Here is a 17,543-nt window from a genome sequence, read left to right on the forward strand (position 1 = left end):
CGGAACTGATGCCTCCGGCGGGGCAACCGGTTCTTTGATCCTTTCGTCTCATGATGTGGTACGAGGCGGTCGTATCCCGGTCGCTCGTTAGACTGCACCAGCAATGAGACGGATTGAGCGAGGAGCGCACGTGGGCCTTGTCGTGCAGAAGTACGGAGGCTCCTCCGTAGCCGATGCCGAGGGCATCAAGCGTGTCGCCAAGCGAATCGTGGACGCCAAGAAGAACGGCCACCAAGTGGTCGTCGTGGTTTCCGCGATGGGCGACACGACGGACGAGCTGATCGATCTCGCGGAGCAGGTGTCCCCGATGCCTGCCGGCCGCGAATTCGACATGCTGCTGACCGCCGGGGAGCGGATCTCCATGGCCCTGCTGGCCATGGCGATCAAAAACCTGGGCCACGAGGCCCAGTCGTTCACCGGTAGCCAGGCAGGCGTCATCACCGACTCGGTCCACAACAAAGCGCGCATCATCGATGTCACGCCGGGCCGTATCCGCACCGCGCTGGACGAGGGCAACATCGCCATCGTCGCCGGCTTCCAGGGCGTGTCCGCGGACAGCAAGGACATCACCACCCTCGGCCGCGGCGGCTCGGACACGACCGCCGTCGCGCTCGCCGCGGCGCTGGACGCCGAGGTCTGCGAGATCTACACCGACGTCGACGGCGTCTTCACCGCGGACCCCCGCGTCGTGAAGAAGGCGCAGAAGATCGACTGGATCTCCTCCGAGGACATGCTGGAGCTCGCGGCCTCCGGTTCCAAGGTGCTGCTGCACCGCTGCGTCGAGTACGCGCGCCGCTACAACATTCCGATCCACGTCCGCTCGTCCTTCTCGGGACTGCCGGGCACCTGGGTCAGCAACGAGAATCCGCAAGGAGACGAGCCGGTGGAGCACGCCATCATCTCCGGAGTCGCCCACGACGTCTCCGAAGCCAAGATCACGGTCGTCGGCGTCCCGGACAAGCCGGGCGAGGCCGCGGCGATCTTCCGCGCCATCGCGGACGCCGAGATCAACATCGACATGATCGTGCAGAACGTGTCCGCCGCCTCCACTGGCCTGACGGACATCTCCTTCACCCTCCCCAAGGCCGAGGGCCACAAGGCCATCGACGCCCTGGAGAAGGCGAAGGGCACCATCGGCTTCGAGTCCCTGCGCTACGACGACCAGATCGGCAAGATCTCCCTGGTCGGCGCGGGCATGAAGACCAACCCGGGCGTCACGGCCTCGTTCTTCCAGGCGCTGTCCGACGCGGGCGTCAACATCGAGCTGATCTCCACCTCGGAGATCCGCATCTCGGTCGTGACCCGCCAGGACGACGTCAACGAGGCCGTCCGCGCCGTGCACACGGCCTTCGGCCTCGACTCCGACAGCGACGAAGCCGTCGTCTACGGAGGCACCGGACGATGACCGCCACCCGGTCGACCCCGCCGCCGGCACTCGCGGTGGTCGGGGCGACCGGAGCGGTCGGCTCCGTGGTGCTCCAGATCCTGTCCCAGCGGGCGGACGTCTGGGGCCCCGTACGCCTGATCGCCTCGTCGCGCTCGGCCGGCCGAAGGCTGACCGTGCGCGGTGAGGAGACCGAGGTGCTCGCCCTCACCGAAGACGCCTTCGACGGCCTCGGCGAGGGGGACATCGCGCTCTTCCTGACCCCGGCCGAGGTCTCGGCCCGGTGGGCTCCCGTCGTCACCGCGCGCGGTGCCGTCGTGGTGGACCAGTCCGCGGCGTTCCGGGAGGACCCCGGGGTACCGATCGTGGTGCCCGAGGTGAACGCGCACACCGCCCGGATCCGGCCGCGCGGAATCGTCGCCGGCCCGGACTGCGTGACCGCCGCGATGATCGCGGCGCTCGGCGCGCTGCACGCCGAGTACGCGCTGGCCGAGCTCGCCGTCTCCTCGTACCAGGCCGCGAGCGGGTCGGGGCGGGCCGGCTCGGAATCGCTGCGCCGCCAGCTGGCTCTGGTCGCCGGCACATCCCTGGGGGAGCTCCCCGGGGACGTACGCCGTGCCGTGGGCGAGGACACCGGCCCCTTCGCGGCTCCGCTCGCGCTCAATGTCGTGCCGTGGTCCGGTGAGCTGCGCGAGGACGGCTGGTCCTCGCACGAGCTGGCCGTACGGGCGCAGACCCGCCGCATCCTGGACCTCGCGGAGCTGCCGGTCTCGGTGACCTGCGTACAGGTACCCGTACTGATCGGGCACTCCCTGACCGTACGGGCCCGGTTCGAGCGCGAGGTCGAGGCCGCGCACGCCCGGGAGATCCTGGATTCCGCGCCCGGGGTGGTCCTCGTGGACGACCCGGCCGCGGGCGAGTTCCCGACCCCTTCGGACGCCGCGGGAACGGATCCGGCCTGGGTGGGGCGGGTGCGGGCTTCGCTGGACGACCCGTGTTCCCTGGAGTTCTTCGTCTGCGCGGACAACCTCCGGCAGGGCGCCGCGCTGAACGCCACACGAACCGCGGAGCTCATCGCGGCTGAATTTAGCCTTTTCACTTTGTAGGATCATCAGTGATCCCGTGATCGACCTGATCAAGGTGATGCCCGACGCCCGCTGTCGTACGACGCGGCCACCGTGGCGAACGGCTATGCATGAGGGCAATGGGAACCACGCCGATGAGTCTGCCTCGCGCGTACAACCCTGACGGGGTGACGCGTGTCCAACTGGCGTGGCAGAAGCATTGCTGGACTTCCCCGTCATTTCGGTGCGCACCGGGACAATCCCGTCGCGCCTGCGCTCCCGCACGCCCGGCGGCTACCCGGTGATCGTTCCCGTGCCGCCGGCCGCCACGACGCCGGGAGCTCCCGCGCTCCCCGCCGTCGCGGGCGCCCGTACGCCCGCCCGCGAGGGCCGCGTCCCGGGGCCCCGGGACAGCGCGGAGGGGACCAGCGACACCGCGACGGCCGCGACGGCCGCGACGGCCGCGGTGCCCGAAGTCGTCGCGGGGACCACCGTCGACCACCTCACCGAGACCTACCAGGCGCACTACCGCTCGCTCCTCGGGCTCGCCGCACTCCTCCTCGACGACACCGCCTCCTGCGAGGACGTGGTCCAGGAGGCCTTCATCCGGGTCCACTCGGCCCGCAACAGGGTCCGCGACCGGGACAAGACCCTGGCCTATCTGCGCCAGACCGTCGTCAATCTCTCGCGCTCCGCCCTGCGCCGCCGCATCCTCGGCCTGAAGCTCCTGTCGAAGCCGATGCCGGACATGGCGAGCGCCGAGGAAGGCGCGTACGACCTGCTCGAACGGGACGATCTCATCAAGTCGATGCGCGGACTCCAGCGTCGCCAGCGCGAGGTACTGGTGCTGCGCTACTTCGCGGACATGACGGAAGTCCAGGTCGCCGAGACCCTCGGCATATCACTCGGTTCGGTCAAGGCGTACGGATCGCGGGGCATAGCAGCACTGCGGGTGTCGATGGAGGCTGCGCAGTCATGAACGAGGACCGCAAGAAGAGTGAGGGCGAGGAGCAGCTGCTCCGGAGCCTCAGAGGCGGAGCCCCGGGAACGGACCGCGGGCTGCACGGCCTGACGCGCGCATCCGCGGGCGAGGGCCAGGAGGCCCTGCGCCAGCTGCTGCGCTCCGCACCCGGCGCCGAGGCCGGCAGCTCCGGCACCGCCGCTGCCTCCGCCGCCGACACAGCAGGCACCGAAAGCCCCGCCGCCGCCACCGGGCCCGTCGGGGAGGAGCAGGTGCTCCGCGATCTGCTCCACGGCGTGGTCGGGGGGATCGAACCCTCCGGCGACGCGCTGGAGCGACTGCGGTACGCCGTCCCCGCGCGCCGGGTCCGCAACCGGCGGGTCCTCCTCGCCTCGGTGGCGGCCGCGGTGCTGGTGGGCACCTCGGTCCCGGCGGCCGTGCACCTGGCCGCGGGCGGGGGCAGCGCCGACGACCACTCGACCATGGCGGGCCACGGCCAGCAGGGCAAGGACCAGAAGGGCGGGCTCTCCAACCCGCACCAGAACGGCTCCACCAAACCGAAGCCCAGCAAGTCCCCGGGCAAGGGCCAGAGCACGGCCGGCGCCACAGGGTCCGCGCCGACCCCGCCCGGCACCGGCTTCCCGGGCATCACCGTCCCCGACGTCGCACCGCCCGGGGCGGCCGTCTCCCCCCGGCCCGGCGTCACCAGGCTCCCCGGCGGCGGTCTGCTGCCCCCGCCGGCGGCTCCGGGCGTGCCCGCCTGCAGTGCCACCCAGCTCGGGGTGCTGGGCAGTGCGCAGCCCCCGACGGCCGACGGCAAGGTCTACGGCAGTTTCCGGGTCACCAACGTCTCGGTGCGGGGCTGCACCGTCCTCGGTCCGGACACCGTGACCGCGGCCCCGGCGGCGGGTTCCGACCCCGGCAAGGCCGGCCCGGCGGTGGCCGTCGTAGGCCACACCACGGGCGATCCGGCGACCGGGCTGCTGCCCGACCCGTCGATGGAGGCCCCGCTGATGGTGCTCGCGCCGAACGCGGCGTACGAGGTCCGCTTCGCGTGGGTGCCGTCGGCGGAGGGCTGTCCGGGCTCGGGCGCTTCCAACGGAGTGAACCCGCCGGCGGGCGAAGCGGGCGCCCCGAACACCGATCCGGGTACCGGAACGGGCACGGACGGGGACGCGGCGAAGGGCCCGGAGCCCGGGACGAACCCCCAGGCACCGGTGCCGGAGGGCGTGTCGGTGTCCCACACGGCCGATACGACGCTGCCGGGCGGCCCGACCACGCAGACGACGATCCCCGACGCGTGCGGCGGAACGGTCTACCGGACCGGGGTCATCCCGGTGTCGGACGCGAGGCCGTAGGGTCCGCGGGAAACCCGGTCCGGCTCAGGCCGGCCCGGCTCCGGCCGGCGCGGCGGCCGCTGGTTCCCCGGTGAGCAGCCCGGCCTCCGCGTCGCGCAGGGTCTCCACCTCGCGCCGGTAGAGCCGGACCCACATGAAGAGCACGAACGCGGCGAAGACGAACCACTCGCCGGTGTAGCCGAGGTTCTGGAAGGCCTTGAGGTCGAGCCCGGTGTTGACCGGAGCCTGCGCCGGGACCGGCGTCAGGCCGTCGGCGGGGGTCTGCACGGTCAGCCAGGCGTCGTACACGCCGTACGGCACGATGTTGACGAGCGAGGCGGCCCCGATGACGCCGAGCTGCCCGGCCGGGAGTCCGCCCGAGGAGTAGACGCCCTTGCTGCTGGAGTTCTCCGAGGCCTGCAGGGCCCCCGTGACCTCGACCCGCCCCGCCGGGGCGGCCGGAGCCCGGCCCGCGTCGGCGGTGCCCGGCAGCCAGCCCCGGACCACGGGGACGGCCCTGCCGCTGTCGGTGCGCAGCAGGGTCAGAACGTAGAAGCCGGATTTCCCGTCGAGCCGCCGCTCGGGGACGAGCATCTGGTCGGCGTACTCCCCGGAGACGGAGGCGAGCCGTCCGGAGGTGTTCTTGTCCACCGGGAGGAGCGAGTCCAGCGGCGCGGCCGCCCGGTCGGCGGGGCGCGCGCCCGTGGCCTCCTTGTGGCTGTCGACGCGGTCCTCGAACCGGCCGAGCTGCCAGGTCCCCATGAACAGGCAGAAGGGAACGCCGAGCGCGACGAAGACGTTGATCCCCCACCAGCGCGGGGTCAGGAGAAACCGGTGCACCCCACCACCGTACGGGGGGCGCACCGGTTCGCCGGGGCCGGGGGCTATCGCGGCAGGTGCTTCAGCGCGAAGTCGAGCTCCATCCGGACCTGCTTGATCCGCTCCTCCACGACGAGCGAGCCGTGCCCGGCGTCGTACCGGTACACCTCGTGCTCCGCGCCGCGCTCCGCCAGCCGGTCCACGTAGTTCTCGATCTGCCGGATCGGGCAGCGCGGGTCGTTGAGGCCCGCGGCGATGTGGACGGGCGCCTTCACCGCGTCCACGTACGTGAGCGGCGAGGAGACCTCGAAGCGCTCGGGAACCTCCTCGGGCGTACCGCCGAAGAGGGTGCGGTCCAGGGACTTCAGCGCCTCCATCTCGTCGTGGTACGCCGTCACGTAGTCGGCGACCGGTACGGCCGCCAACCCCACCGCCCAGGCGTCCGGCTGCGTGCCGAGGCCCAGCAGGGTCAGGTAGCCGCCCCAGGAGCCACCGGACAGCACGAGGCGTGCCGGGTCGGCGAGGCCGGAGTCCACCGCCCAGTGCCGTACGGCGTCGATGTCCTCCAGCTCGATCAGGCCGACCCGGTGCTTGAGGGCGTCGGTCCACTCGCGGCCGTAGCCGGTGGAGCCGCGGTAGTTGACCCGCACGACCGCGAAGCCGTGGTCGAGCCAGGCCGCCGGGGTCGCGGCGAAGGCGTCGCTGTCGTGCCAGGTGGGCCCGCCGTGGATCTCGAAGACCGTCGGGAAGGGGCCGTCGCCGTGGCCCGCGGGCCGCTGCGCGAGGGCGTGGATCCGCCCGCCGGGACCTTCCACCCACACGTCCTCGACCGGTACGGAGCCGGGCGGCCGGAAGCCGGGAGGGTCGAGCACGACCCCGCCCGCGGTCGACCGCACCACCGAGGGCTCGGCCGCGGAGGACCACTGGTACTCCACCGAGCCGTCGGGCCGCGCCGTCGCGCCCGACACCGTCCCCGGAGGAGTGTCCAGCCGTACGAGGGTCCGCGCGGCCAGGTCGTACCGCAGCAGCTCGCTGCGCGCCTCGAAGCTGTGCTCGATCAGCAGCGCGGACCCGTCGGGGTACCACTCGGCGCCCACGTCGCCCGGCAGGTCGACGGCCAGGCCCTCCTCGGTGCCCGCGGCCACGTCCCAGACCATCGGCTCCCACCGGCCGCGCCGCTGGTGGCCGACCAGCAGCCGGGTGTCTCCCGGGACGGGTGCGAAGCCGAGCACCATGAGGCCCAGGTCCTCGGTGCCGCCCTTGGAGTCGTCCAGCTCGGCGACGGCCGTGCCGTCCAGCGTGATGACACGCAGGGCCGAGTGCATCGCGTCGCCGTGCTCGGTGTGCTCGACGGCGAGCAGGGTCCCGTCGCGGGACAGGTCGCCGACGCCGGCCGACTCGCGGTGCCGGTAGACGACGGCGGGCGCCGTCCCGTCGGGCCGTACGACGTGGATGGTGGTCCCGTCCTCGTCGGTGGAGCGCCCCACGACGGTCGTACCGTCGCGGCCGATGGCCAGTCCGGCGGGGTACGAGGCCTCCAGCCCGGGTGTGGCCGGCTCGTCGGGGCCGCCGGCGAAGGGCTGGCGGACCCAGGTGCCGAACTCGTCGCCGTCCGTGTCGGAGAACCACCAGATCCACTCGCCGTCGGGGGAGAGTGTGCCGTCGGTGGTGCCGTTGGGGCGGTCGGTGGCCTGCCGCTGTGTGCCGGTGGCGCGGTCCCAGGCGTAGAGCTCGTAGGTCCCGGTCGCGTTGGAGACGAAGAGCGAGCGGTCGGGCGCGTCCTCGGCCCATTCGGGCAGTCCCACGCGAGGCGCCCGGAAGCGCTTCTCCCAGTCGGGCACGGTGGCGTCGGTCTCAGCGGTGGCGTCAGTCATGCCCCCATGTAACCCGATCGCGTCACCCGGCGGCCCGGGCCGGGCGGAGCCCGGGCCACGGGCGCGGGGCCCGGGCCGATCCGGGGCGGCGTGCGTAGGCTGGCGCCATGCGGATGATCGTCCGGGGCGCCCGGCTGCTGCACAGCGAAGGCCTGCACGACGTCGAGGTCGCGGAGGACGGGCGGATCGCGCGCGTGCTCCCGTACGACGACCAGAAGGAACCGCCGGCGACGGGGGTGCTGATCGAGGCCCGCGGAGGGCTGCTCAGCGCCCCCTTCGTCGAGCCCCACATCCACCTCGACACCGCCCTGACGGCCGGCGACCCGCGTCCGAACGCCTCGGGGACCCTCTGGGAGGGCATCGCCTGCTGGAGCGAGCGCAAGAAGACCCTGACCCGCGAGGACGTGATCGCGCGGGCCACCGAGGTGCTGCGCTGGCAGGCGGCGCAGGGCGTCCTGCACGTACGCACGCACTGCGACGTCACCGATCCGGCGCTGATGGCGCTCGACGGGCTGCTGGAGGTGCGTGACCGGGTCCGTGACGTCATGACCCTGCAGATCGTCGCCTTCCCGCAGGAGGGCATCGTCTCCTTCCCCGGCGGCGAGGCGCTGCTGCGCGAGGCGGTCCGGCGCGGGGCCGACGTCGTCGGTGCGATCCCGCACTTCGAGGACACCCGCGAGGACGGGGTGGCCTCGCTGTCCGCCGCCTTCAGGCTGGCCGAGGAGCACGGGCTGCGCGTGGACGCGCACTGCGACGAGATCGACGACGAGCAGTCCCGGTTCGTGGAGGTGCTGGCCGCCCTCGCCCTGCGCTCGGGGCTGCGCGGGCGCGTGACGGCCTCGCACACGACGGCGATGGGTTCCTACGGTGGCGCGTACAGCTTCAAACTTCAGCGGCTGCTGTCGCGTTCCGGGATCAACCTCGTCTCGAACCCCTTCGCCAACCTCAACCTGCAGGGCCGGTTCGACGCCTATCCCAAGCGGCGCGGACTCACCCAGGTCAAGGAGATGCTGGCCGCGGGGGTGAACGTGGCCTTCGGACACGACGACGTCATGGACCCCTGGAACGCGCTCGGCACCGGCAACCCGCTGCAGACCGCCCTCGTGGGGATCTACGCCGCCCAGCTCACGGGAGCGGACGAGATCCCGGTGGCCTTCGAGATGGTGACGGAGCGCGCGGCCCGCGTCCTCGGCCTCTCGCCCTCGGAGTACGGGGTCCGCCAGGGCAACCCGGCCTCCTTCGTGCTGCTACCGGCCGACTCGCCCACCGAGGCCGTCCGCCGCCAGGTCCGCCCGCGCTACGTGGTCTCGCGCGGCACCGTCCTCGCCGAAACCCCGGCGGCTCCGGCCCGGTTGCTGGCGTGGCCGGGGGATCAGGGTTCCTCGGAGGTGGACTTCCGGCTCCGCCTACGCTGACCTGTCATGACCTTCGTGACATGGACTCTTGACACTCCGTCCGGCCGGGCCGCACTGGAGATCGCCTCCGAGTACGCGGACGCGGCGCTGCTGAACCACTCCGTCCGCTCGTACGCCTTCGGGGCCGAGTACGCGGACCGGCACGGGCTCTCGTACGACCGCGAACTCTTCTACGTCAGCGCGCTGGTGCACGATCTCGGACTGACCGCGCCCTTCGACAGCCACACCCTGCCCTTCGAGGAGGCGGGCGGTCATGTGGCCCGTGTCCTGACGGCGGGCCTGGGCTGGCCGCCGGAGCGGCGGGCGCGCGCCGAGAAGATCATCGTCCAGCACATGCGTGACGACGTCACGGCGGCCGAGGACGTGGAGAGCCACCTGCTCCAGGTCGGGACGACCGCGGACGTCTCCGGGGTCGGCGTCGGTGACGCCGACCCCGTGTTCACGGCCGCGCTGCTCGCGGAGTACCCGCGGCTGGGCTTCGGCGACGCCTTCTTCGCGCTGGTCTCGGACCAGGCCGCGCGCAAGCCGCAGTGTGCGGCGGCGGCCTATGTGGCGAGCGGCGCGAAGGACCGTATCGCGGCGAACCCGCTCGACCGGCAGGTCTGAGGGAGCGGGATCAGAAGAGCCCCAGCGCGTTGTCCAGGGACCAGGCCTGCCAGGCCATGGTGAAGAAGGCGACCCCGGAGATCAGGGCCATCATCAGGTTCTGCCCCTGCTCGCCCCAGTCGTGGATCATCAGCACCAGGTAGACCAGGTTGAGCACCAGCCCGGCGATCAGGGCTATCGGGGTCAGGAAGCCGGCGATGAGGCCGAGCCCCAGGGCCAGTTCGGCGTAGGCGACGAGGTAGGCCATGAACCGGGGATAGGGCTTCACGACGACGTCGAAGCCGCGCGTGACGAACCCCCAGCGGTGTTTCTCGGCAACGCCAGCGGCCCAGCGGATGCCGCCTCCGCCGAACCAGTCCTTCTTGTCCTTGTGCCGCCAGCTCTCCAGCCACCACAGCCCGAGCCCGATCCGCAGAACGGCGACCCATTCGGGCCCGCCGAGCCAGATGGTGTGCATCCCCGGTTCCTTCCCTCGCAATGATCTGACGATGTGTCAGTTTCGAGGGAAGGGGGTCGGCGTGGCAAGGGGTCGGCGGAAGGGGCGCTCCCGTGCGTGCCGGGGCCCTGCGGGGCCAGGGGGCCGCCTACTCCGAATGCGGATCACTCGTTCCGGGGCTATGAATGGATATGTCCCTTATGTGATCGGAGTGACGCGTGGACGACTATCCGCTCCTCAACCTGTTCTGGACGATGCTCTGGCTCTTCCTGTGGGTCATGTGGTTCTTCCTGCTGTTCAAGGTGATCACCGACATCTTCCGGGACCACGACCTGCACGGCTGGGGCAAGGCGGGGTGGCTGATCCTGGTCCTCCTGCTGCCGTACATCGGCGTACTCGTCTACCTGATCGTCCGCGGCCACGGCATGGGCAAGCGGGATCTGAAACAGGCGCAGGAGAACGAGAAGGCCTTCCAGGACTACGTCCAGAAGGCGGCGGGCGGTGGTACCCACCACAGCCCGGCGGAGGAGCTCGCGAAGCTGTCTTCCCTCAAGGAGAAGGGCGACCTGACCCAGGAGGAGTTCGACCAGGCCAAGCAGAAGCTGCTGACCTGAACCTGAGGGTCACTCCCCGCCTCTCCATCCCCCTCCCCACCGCACCATCGCCACCACTCCCCACCGCGCGCCCTGGCGTGCGCGGTGGGGAGTGGTGCGTCAGGCCGCGGCCGCGGCCATGAGCGGCGGCGTCGACGGGCCGGGGGCCGGGGTGCGGAGCACGGAGGCAGAGGCGGAGGCAGAGGCGGAGCCGGGACGGGTGCCGTTGCCTGTACGGGTGCCGGGAACCGCGTCGGCGTCCGTGAGCAGGTCGATCAGGGAGGAGCGGGCCCGGGCCACGCGGGAGCGGACGGTGCCTATCGGGCAGCCGAGCATGATCGCCGCCTCCGCGTACGGCAGTCCCAACAACTGGGTGAGGACGAAGACCTCCCGGCGCTCGGCGGGGATGGCCGCCAGGAGCTCCGAGAGCGCGACCCCGTCCTCGAATCCGGGCACATCGCGCGGCTGGCTCTGCTCGGCGGCGCTCTGCCAGTCGTCTCTGTCGGCGATCCGTGGGCGGGCCGCCTTGTGGCGCAGGCTGTCCACGACGGTGCGCCGGGCGATGGAGAGCAGCCAGGTGCGGGCGGAGGAGCGGCCCTCGAAGCGGTGGAGGCTGCCCAGGGCGCGCAGGAACGTCTCCTGGGTGAGGTCCTCGGCGGACTGCGGGTCGGCGCTGAGGTAGGCGACGTAGCGGCGGACGTCACGGTGCAGGGCGCGTACGAACTGATCCACCGCGTCGGGGTCCCCGTCGCGCGCGGCCAGGGCGAGGAGGGTGACGGCCTCGTCGGGGCCGGCGGAGTGGCGCGTGGGGGTAGGGGTAGGGGTGGTGCCTGTCGCGAGGGTGAGCAGGGCAGGGGTCATCGCCTGAGGTCCTTAGGGGAATCCGGGAGCGGTGCCGCACGGCGGGGACTCTGCGTCTGCCGGGAGTCCCGGGAGTCCCGGGAGGCCTGGTCCCGGAGGAGGCCTGAGGGTCCCGGGGATGCTGCGCCTGCTGAGGGCCAGGGCTGCCGGGACTGGGCGGACGCGAGGTGCTGTGGGCACGGCTGAGCCGGTGAACGGGTTACGGCCTGCCGGGCGGCACGGCCGATGCCCGAGGCGCGGTGCGGGGCGGTGGGCCCGTCGCGCGTCGGGAAGCCGGCTGTCAGATGACAGCGGTCCCGTGAGGCGGACCCCGTGAGGTGAGGGCGTCGGCGAGCAGCAGCCTGAGCGGCGTCCGGACCCGGTGCTCCTGTGGGAAGCGGATGCGGGGCCGGTGCGCGGGCGCGGGGAGGCGGAGGATCAGCCGGAGCGGTACGAGGAGCAGAGCGGCGACGGCGCGCAGGACGCGGAAGGCGCCGCGTTCGCCGTACGCGAGCCAGAGGCCGCAGACCAGGGCGGCGAGGAGGTGACCGGCGAGCATGCCCAGGGGGGACATGGAGCCCATGGACGCCATCGAGCCCATGGGGCCCATCGAGCCCATGGGGTGCCCGGTCGCCGTCGCCGTCGGCACGGCCGTCGTGGCGCTGGCCACCGCGTGCGCGGCGTGCATGACGTGTTGGGTGTGGCCGCCCGTGTCCGGGGGCGGTGCGGGCTGCGGGAGGAGCGCGGGTGGGGCGCAGAGCAGGTACTGGACCCAGCGACGGGCCAGGGAGCCCAGCGAGGCCAGGGATCCCGGCGAGGCCAGGGATCCCGGCGAGACCAATGAGGAGGTGCCGGGTGCCGATGGGCGTGCCGCCACGGCTTGGGCCAGCGAGAACCCGCTGTGCAGGGCGATCTGTGAGGCGACGGTCGCGGAGGTGATGGCCGCCAGGCCGCGTTCCCTTCCGGCGAGGAGCCATCCGGTCGCGGAGGTGGCGGCGAACGCCGCCGCCATCGTCCACCAGGGGACGGCGGTTCCCGACATGAGGACGTGCCCGAGGGACGAGAGCAGCACACAGGTGGCCGCGAACATCGCAGCCCGTACCGCGCGGCAACATCGACCCGTAGTCATGGCGGGGTCATCGTTGCACCGGCCCGGCGGAGGCGACAGAGGGCATCAGGATTTCTCATCGGGCCGGGGGAAGGCCGCGCCGGAGTGTGGCTCACGCCACAACGAGCCCCGGGAACCCGGGTGTTCGTCCGTCCGACTCCTGTCCCGGACCGAAGTGCCGGGCAGTAGCGGATCGGAGCGTACGAGCGGTGGGGCAACGGAGCGTGCGAGCGGTGGGGGAACCGAACGCTTCGGCGCGGGACGCGGCGGTGGCGCCCGCCGACGCCGGCGGGCCGGGGACTGACGGCCGGTTGACGGTGCTGCTGACCAGCGCCATGGCTTTCTCGATGCTCCAGCTCTTCCTCTTCGGCGCGCTCGGCCCGCGCCTGGTGGAGGAGTTGGGCGTCTCGCCCACCGCACTCGGCTGGACCACCACGGTCGGGTTCGGTACGGCGGCCGTGCTGTCGCCCGTCGGCGGCCGGCTGGTGGACCGGATGGGGCCGCGGCGGTCCCTCGTACTCCTGCTGTCGGTGTCCGCGGTGACCCTCGCGCTGATCGGTGCCGCGCCCGGTCCCGGGTTCCTCCTCGCCGCCGTCGCGCTGGGCGGGATACCGCAGGCCCTGGCCAATCCGGCGACCAACAAGGCGATCCTCGCCGCCGTGGCCCCCGCCCGGCGCGGGCCGGTGACCGGCATGAAGCAGTCGGGCGTCCAGGTCGGAGCCTTCGCGGCCGGGCTGCCGCTCACGGCGCTGGCCGGCGGGATCGGCTGGCGCGGGGCGGTGTGGACGGCTGCCGCCACCGCCGCGCTGGCAGCGGTGTGGGCGCTGCGCGCCCTGCCGGCGGACCTTGGGGGTCCTGCCGGCTTTGCGGGTCATGCGGGTCATGCGGGTCCTGCGGGTCATGGGGGTCCTGCGGGTCATGCGGGTCCTGCGGGGAAGGCGGCAGCAACTCGGGCTTCGCTGGTTCCTCGCGGGACCATCGCTTGGCTGGCGGTGTTCTCGCTTTTCCTCGGTTGCGGCATCGCCTCCGTCAATACGTACGTGGCCCTCTTCGGCGCGCAGCGGCTCGGCATGGGGCCCACCGCGGCCGGAGCGCTGGTCGCGGTGCTCGGTGTCGCGGGCATCGGCGGACGCGTGGGCTGGGCGAAGGCGGCCCGGCCGGGGCGCGCCGAGTGGCTGCCGGGAGGGCTGGCGGCCGGCGCGGTGGGGGCGGCGGCGCTCCTGGCGGCGGCGCTCGCGGTGCCCGCGCTGGTCTGGGCGGGGGCGGTGGCCGTCGGGGTGTTCGCGGTGTCGGCCAACGCCGTCTCGATGGTCCTGGTGATGCAGCGCTCCGCCCCCGGCCGGGCCGGCCAGGACTCCGCCCTGGTGTCGGCCGGCTTCTTCGCGGGCTTCGCCGTCGGCCCGTCCCTCTTCGGCCCCCTCGCGGACACCGGCCGGTACGGACCGGGCTGGCTGCTGGTGGCGGCCGAGTTCGCGGCGGCCTGCGCTGTCGCGACGACCTGGGCGGTGCGGGAGCGGCGGGTTGGTCGGGGGCGTTGAGGGGGCTGGGGGGCGTCCCGGTAGTCGAGCGTCCTTCCGTGGTGGGCCGGTCCGTCAAGGGCGCTCCTCCTTCGTCGTCGCGTCGCTGCGCGATGGCCTTCGGCCACCCTTGACGGACCGTCCCACCACGGAAAAACAACAAGACTTCCGGGATCCCCCCGGGGGATGGCCTGGAGGGACGGATGGGGAGGAGCGGGCACGTCAGAGACGTACGCGCCCTCTCCGGCCGGTCAGCCAGACCCGTCACCTGTCAGGACCGCCCAGCTAGAGCGGATGGCTGCCCGGGACGATCGGAGCATCCAGGAGCGGGCGGTCGGCCACCCTTCCCGCACCTTCGCACAGCCAACACGAGCGTAAGGACGACCCAGGGCCCCGGGCGGTCGGTGGGCGCAGCGGATCGCTACACACTCTCGCTCGGCTTAGCGGCTGACGACCGTCTGTGGCTGGGCGGGAGCGGTGGTCGTGGGATGAGGATGTGGATGAGAGGGCTGTCGTGACTGGTACGGGTATGGCGCGTGTGAGCGGTGGTCGTGGGACGAGGGGGCCGGAATGGGCGGTACGGGCGCTCGCGGACGTCCTTGAGCGGGTCGGCGCCACCGCGGCCGAGGTCGAGGGCCGGTTCCCGCTGTACGCCGACCCGGACACGGGGCGTTGGACGACCACCGGCCGGGGCTCGTGGGCCGGTGGTTTCTGGGCGGGGCTGCTCTGGTTGCGGGCCCGGCACACGGGCGCCGAAGACGACCGGGCCGCCGCCTCCGCATGCACCGCCCGGCTGGCGGACTGGGCGGATGCCGACACCTCCACGCGCGGGCTGATCCTCTGGTACGGGACCGCTCTGGCCGCCGGTGACACGGGGGCGCGGGACGTGCGTACGCGGTCGGCCGGAGCCTGTCTGGCGGCGATGGACGCGGAACTCGGGCTGCTGCCCTGGGGATCGGCGTTCGGCGGCCCGAGGCTGCTGGCCCGGGTGGACGGGCTGCCCGGCACGATCCCCCTGCTCGCCACCACCGGACCCCGGGGCGCCGCGGCGGCCGCCTCCCACCTCCAGCGCCACCTGAGCCTGTGCCTGCCCCCGTACACCGGTGCCGGGGAGTGGGGGGCCGGTCAGGACATCGTGCCGGCCTGGTCCTTCGAAGAGGGGGCATGGCGGGCCTGCGCGGACCCGGCGCCAGGCTGGAGCCGGGGCCGGGCCTGGCTGCTGCTCGCGCTGGCCGACGTACTGCACCGACCCGCTGTAGCCCACCGACTGTCGGGGCACCCGGAGGCACTGGCGGAGCGCCTGGCCGCCTCGTGGACGGGCCCGCCCCTGGTTCCCCCGGCAGTGGACGCGCGCCCCGACGGCCCCCGCGACACGTCCGCCGCAGCCATCACAGCCGTCGCACTGCTGAAGCTCGCCCGCCTCCCCGGCCCAAGGTCCGCGCACCACGCAGACCGCGCGACCGCGATCCTGCACGGTCTGGTCGACGTACACCTGTCCCGGGGCAGACTGCTCGACGGCTGCTACGACGCGGAGAAAGCCATCGCCGTCCGGCACCAACTGGTGTGGGGAGACTTCTTCCTGGCGCTAGGACTGGCCGAACTGACCGGCCTGGTGGACGTACGCGACGCCTGACCGCCCACCCATCGACCCACCCATCGACCCACCCATCGACCCGCCCAGCCACGGACGGTCGTTAGCCGCTTAGCCGAGTGGGAGTGTGTAGCGATCTGGTGCGCCCGCCGATCGCCTGGGGGTGGTGGTCGTCCTTACGCTCGTGCAAGCCGTGCGAAGTCTCGGCAAGGGTGACTGACCGCCCGGTCCTGGATGCTCCGAGCTCCCCGGGCGTCTATTCGTCCGGCTGGGCGGTGCTGACAGGTGACGGGTCCGGATGACCGGCCCGAGAGGGCGCGTACGTCTCTGACGTGCCCGCTCCTCCTCATCGTCCCTCCCGGCCGTTCCCCGGGGGGATCCCGGAAGTCTTGTGGCGTTTCGGGGTGGGTCGGTCGGTCAAGGGTGGCCGAAGGCCATCGCGCAGCGACGCGACGACGAAGGAGGAGCGCCCTTGACGGGCCGGCCCGCGCCGAAAGGACACTGGACTGCCGGGCTCCCCCCGGACCCTGTCAACGCCACCGACCAACCCGCAGCCCCCGTTCAGGACAACCCCCGATACCCCTCGACACCCCCCACACCCCCCACACCCCCATACCCCCCAAGAACCCGCCGGGCCACCCCCGTGATGTGGAGTTCGTCCGGGCCGTCGAGGATGCGGGCGGTGCGGCCGGAGCGGTAGAGGGCGGGGAGAGCGGTGTCGGGGCCGAGGCCCGCTGCGCCGTGGACCTGGATGGCCGCGTCCGTCACCTGCTGGAGCATTCGGGCGGCGGCCACCTTGGCCAGGCCCACCTCGACGTGCGCGTCGAGCCCGGCGGCGATCCGTGCCACGGCCTCGTGGACGATCGGGCGGGTGGTGCGCAGCGCCAGCAGTGATTCGAAGACGTGGCTCTGGACCAGCTGGTGGCCGCCCAGCGGACCGCGCGACCCGGTACGGGAGTTCACGCGCGCGCACATGAGGTCGAAGGCGCGCTGCGCCTGTCCGAGCCAGCGCAGGCACCGCAGGGTGCGGCCCAGCTGGAGCCGTTCCGCGGCGATGGCGAGGGCCTGGCCGCGTTCCCCGAGAAGGTGGTCGGCGTCCACGTGGACCCGGTCGAACTCGATCTCCCACTGGCCGGACGCGCCCAGCACGGGCAGCTCCCGCACCACGCGGAAGCCCGGGGCCGAGGTGGGGACGAGGAGGAGGGACAGTCCCGTACGGTCGCCCGGCTGCCCGTCGGTGCGGGCCAGGACGGTGACCAGGTCGGCCTCGGCGGCGTGCGAGGTGAACCATTTGCGTCCGGTCAGGGTCCAGCTTCCGTCGGGCTCCTCGACGGCGCGCGTGGTCGTGAGGAACGGGTCGGTACCCGGCGTCTCCGGATCGGTCATGGCATAGCAGGCGCGCAGTTCGCCGGCCGTCAGGCGCCGGGGGTACAGCGTGCGCACCCGGTCGCTGCCGTGGCGCCACAGCATCGTGGCGTCCAGCAGCGGAGCCGATCCCAGGGCGGCCGGTCCGTGGTCGCTCGCCCCCTCGGCCTCGGCGAACCGTGCGTACCGGGAGAGGTCGACTCCTTGGCCCCCCAGTTCGGCGGGGAGCGGCAGCGCCCACAGGCCCGCCTCCTTCGCCGAGGCCTGGAGTTCCCGCAGGGCGGTGGCCGCCGCCGGGCCGCCCGCGTCGAGTACGGGCTCGCACGGCATGACCCGTTCGCGAACGAACGCGTCCACCCGCTCCCGCAGTTCCGACTCCGACTCCGACTCCGACTCCGACTCGTACCCGGACTCCGACTCGTACCCGGACTCCGACCCGTACCCGTACCCGGACTCCGACCCGGACCGGGTGTGGCCGGTGCCCGGGCCGCCTTCGTTGTCCGTCACTCGGTACTCCACCACTTTCCTCCAGCCCGCCGGGAACCCGTGGGAACGGCAGTGCGACTGCCTTCCCGTGGAACTGGTCGGGCGGGCACGCCCCTTGGTTCCCGTGTACGGATCACCTGCGGCCCC

15 protein-coding genes are annotated in these 17,543 nt (G+C 72.7%); 9 read left to right on the top strand and 6 right to left on the bottom strand.

Features of this window, described 5'->3' with window-relative positions; translation table 11 throughout:
- Window positions 1-130 precede the first annotated feature (130 nt).
- From OG389_RS20905 to OG389_RS20920, 4 genes are all read left to right on the top strand, one after another.
- The gene (locus tag OG389_RS20905) at window positions 131-1,405 is read left to right on the top strand and encodes an aspartate kinase (protein WP_328299991.1); all 1,275 of its coding nucleotides are present in this window, start codon (window positions 131-133) and stop codon (window positions 1,403-1,405) included.
- On the top strand, window positions 1,402-2,490 hold the full coding sequence (locus tag OG389_RS20910; RefSeq protein WP_328299992.1) for an aspartate-semialdehyde dehydrogenase: 1,089 nt from the start codon (window positions 1,402-1,404) through the stop codon (window positions 2,488-2,490). Before OG389_RS20905 ends, OG389_RS20910 begins: the two co-directional genes overlap by 4 nt.
- Before the next feature lie 202 nt (window positions 2,491-2,692).
- Window positions 2,693-3,427, top strand: a complete 735-nt coding sequence (locus OG389_RS20915) for a SigE family RNA polymerase sigma factor (RefSeq protein WP_443059443.1) — start codon at window positions 2,693-2,695, stop codon at window positions 3,425-3,427.
- A complete protein-coding gene (locus OG389_RS20920; RefSeq protein ID WP_328299993.1) occupies window positions 3,424-4,767 on the top strand; it encodes a hypothetical protein in 1,344 nt (447 codons plus the stop codon). Before OG389_RS20915 ends, OG389_RS20920 begins: the two co-directional genes overlap by 4 nt.
- Window positions 4,768-4,791: 24 nt before the next feature.
- On the opposite strand, the gene OG389_RS20925 is transcribed toward OG389_RS20920, so the two are convergent.
- Both OG389_RS20925 and OG389_RS20930 read right to left on the bottom strand, forming a co-directional pair.
- Window positions 4,792-5,586 (bottom strand): SURF1 family protein, encoded by a 795-nt coding sequence (locus OG389_RS20925; protein ID WP_328299994.1) that lies wholly within the window; start codon window positions 5,584-5,586, stop codon window positions 4,792-4,794.
- Between the two features lie 44 nt (window positions 5,587-5,630).
- Window positions 5,631-7,439, bottom strand: coding sequence for a S9 family peptidase (locus tag OG389_RS20930; protein WP_328299995.1), 1,809 nt, complete (start codon window positions 7,437-7,439; stop codon window positions 5,631-5,633).
- Between the two features lie 107 nt (window positions 7,440-7,546).
- Here OG389_RS20930 and codA point away from each other — a divergent pair, with 107 nt between their 5' ends.
- A complete protein-coding gene (gene codA / locus OG389_RS20935; protein WP_328299996.1) occupies window positions 7,547-8,854 on the top strand; it encodes a cytosine deaminase in 1,308 nt (435 codons plus the stop codon).
- A gap of 6 nt (window positions 8,855-8,860) precedes the next feature.
- Window positions 8,861-9,460, top strand: coding sequence for an HD domain-containing protein (locus OG389_RS20940; RefSeq protein WP_328299997.1), 600 nt, complete (start codon window positions 8,861-8,863; stop codon window positions 9,458-9,460).
- A 10-nt stretch (window positions 9,461-9,470) separates the two neighbouring features.
- Here the strand turns inward: OG389_RS20940 and OG389_RS20945 are convergent, their stop codons facing one another.
- Window positions 9,471-9,917: a DoxX family membrane protein gene (locus tag OG389_RS20945; RefSeq protein WP_328299998.1), complete on the bottom strand. Its 447-nt coding sequence runs from the start codon at window positions 9,915-9,917 to the stop codon at window positions 9,471-9,473.
- Window positions 9,918-10,114: 197 nt separating this feature from the next.
- Here OG389_RS20945 and OG389_RS20950 point away from each other — a divergent pair, with 197 nt between their 5' ends.
- Window positions 10,115-10,510, top strand: a complete 396-nt coding sequence (locus OG389_RS20950) for an SHOCT domain-containing protein (protein ID WP_328299999.1) — start codon at window positions 10,115-10,117, stop codon at window positions 10,508-10,510.
- Window positions 10,511-10,609: 99 nt separating this feature from the next.
- On the opposite strand, the gene OG389_RS20955 is transcribed toward OG389_RS20950, so the two are convergent.
- Both OG389_RS20955 and OG389_RS20960 read right to left on the bottom strand, forming a co-directional pair.
- Complete coding sequence (locus OG389_RS20955; protein WP_328300000.1) at window positions 10,610-11,350, bottom strand: sigma-70 family RNA polymerase sigma factor; 741 nt, start codon at window positions 11,348-11,350, stop codon at window positions 10,610-10,612.
- A gap of 280 nt (window positions 11,351-11,630) precedes the next feature.
- On the bottom strand, window positions 11,631-12,458 hold the full coding sequence (locus OG389_RS20960) for a hypothetical protein (protein ID WP_328300001.1): 828 nt from the start codon (window positions 12,456-12,458) through the stop codon (window positions 11,631-11,633).
- A 314-nt stretch (window positions 12,459-12,772) separates the two neighbouring features.
- Between OG389_RS20960 and OG389_RS20965 the strand changes: the two genes are divergently transcribed.
- Window positions 12,773-13,975, top strand: a complete 1,203-nt coding sequence (locus tag OG389_RS20965) for an MFS transporter (RefSeq protein WP_328303956.1) — start codon at window positions 12,773-12,775, stop codon at window positions 13,973-13,975.
- A 508-nt stretch (window positions 13,976-14,483) separates the two neighbouring features.
- A complete protein-coding gene (locus OG389_RS20970; protein WP_328300002.1) occupies window positions 14,484-15,587 on the top strand; it encodes a sugar ABC transporter permease in 1,104 nt (367 codons plus the stop codon).
- Window positions 15,588-16,106: 519 nt separating this feature from the next.
- Here the strand turns inward: OG389_RS20970 and OG389_RS20975 are convergent.
- Window positions 16,107-17,417, bottom strand: coding sequence for an acyl-CoA dehydrogenase family protein (locus OG389_RS20975; RefSeq protein WP_328300003.1), 1,311 nt, complete (start codon window positions 17,415-17,417; stop codon window positions 16,107-16,109).
- Window positions 17,418-17,543 lie beyond the last annotated feature (126 nt).

It is taken from the genome of Streptomyces sp. NBC_00435, assembly GCF_036014235.1.
GTDB lineage: Bacteria > Actinomycetota > Actinomycetes > Streptomycetales > Streptomycetaceae > Streptomyces.

What these genes read in the sequence shown, in the direction of transcription:
- OG389_RS20910 (WP_328299992.1), top strand. Translation starts at nt 1,402, where the DNA reads ATGACCGCCACCCGGTCGACCCCGCCGCCGGCACTCGCGGTGGTCGGG.
- OG389_RS20920 (WP_328299993.1), top strand. Translation starts at nt 3,424, where the DNA reads ATGAACGAGGACCGCAAGAAGAGTGAGGGCGAGGAGCAGCTGCTCCGG.
- OG389_RS20930 (WP_328299995.1), bottom strand. Translation starts at nt 7,439, where the DNA reads ATGACTGACGCCACCGCTGAGACCGACGCCACCGTGCCCGACTGGGAG.
- codA (WP_328299996.1), top strand. Translation starts at nt 7,547, where the DNA reads ATGCGGATGATCGTCCGGGGCGCCCGGCTGCTGCACAGCGAAGGCCTG.
- OG389_RS20940 (WP_328299997.1), top strand. Translation starts at nt 8,861, where the DNA reads ATGACCTTCGTGACATGGACTCTTGACACTCCGTCCGGCCGGGCCGCA.
- OG389_RS20945 (WP_328299998.1), bottom strand. Translation starts at nt 9,917, where the DNA reads ATGCACACCATCTGGCTCGGCGGGCCCGAATGGGTCGCCGTTCTGCGG.
- OG389_RS20955 (WP_328300000.1), bottom strand. Translation starts at nt 11,350, where the DNA reads ATGACCCCTGCCCTGCTCACCCTCGCGACAGGCACCACCCCTACCCCT.
- OG389_RS20960 (WP_328300001.1), bottom strand. Translation starts at nt 12,458, where the DNA reads ATGACTACGGGTCGATGTTGCCGCGCGGTACGGGCTGCGATGTTCGCG.
- OG389_RS20965 (WP_328303956.1), top strand. Translation starts at nt 12,773, where the DNA reads ATGGCTTTCTCGATGCTCCAGCTCTTCCTCTTCGGCGCGCTCGGCCCG.
- OG389_RS20970 (WP_328300002.1), top strand. Translation starts at nt 14,484, where the DNA reads ATGGCGCGTGTGAGCGGTGGTCGTGGGACGAGGGGGCCGGAATGGGCG.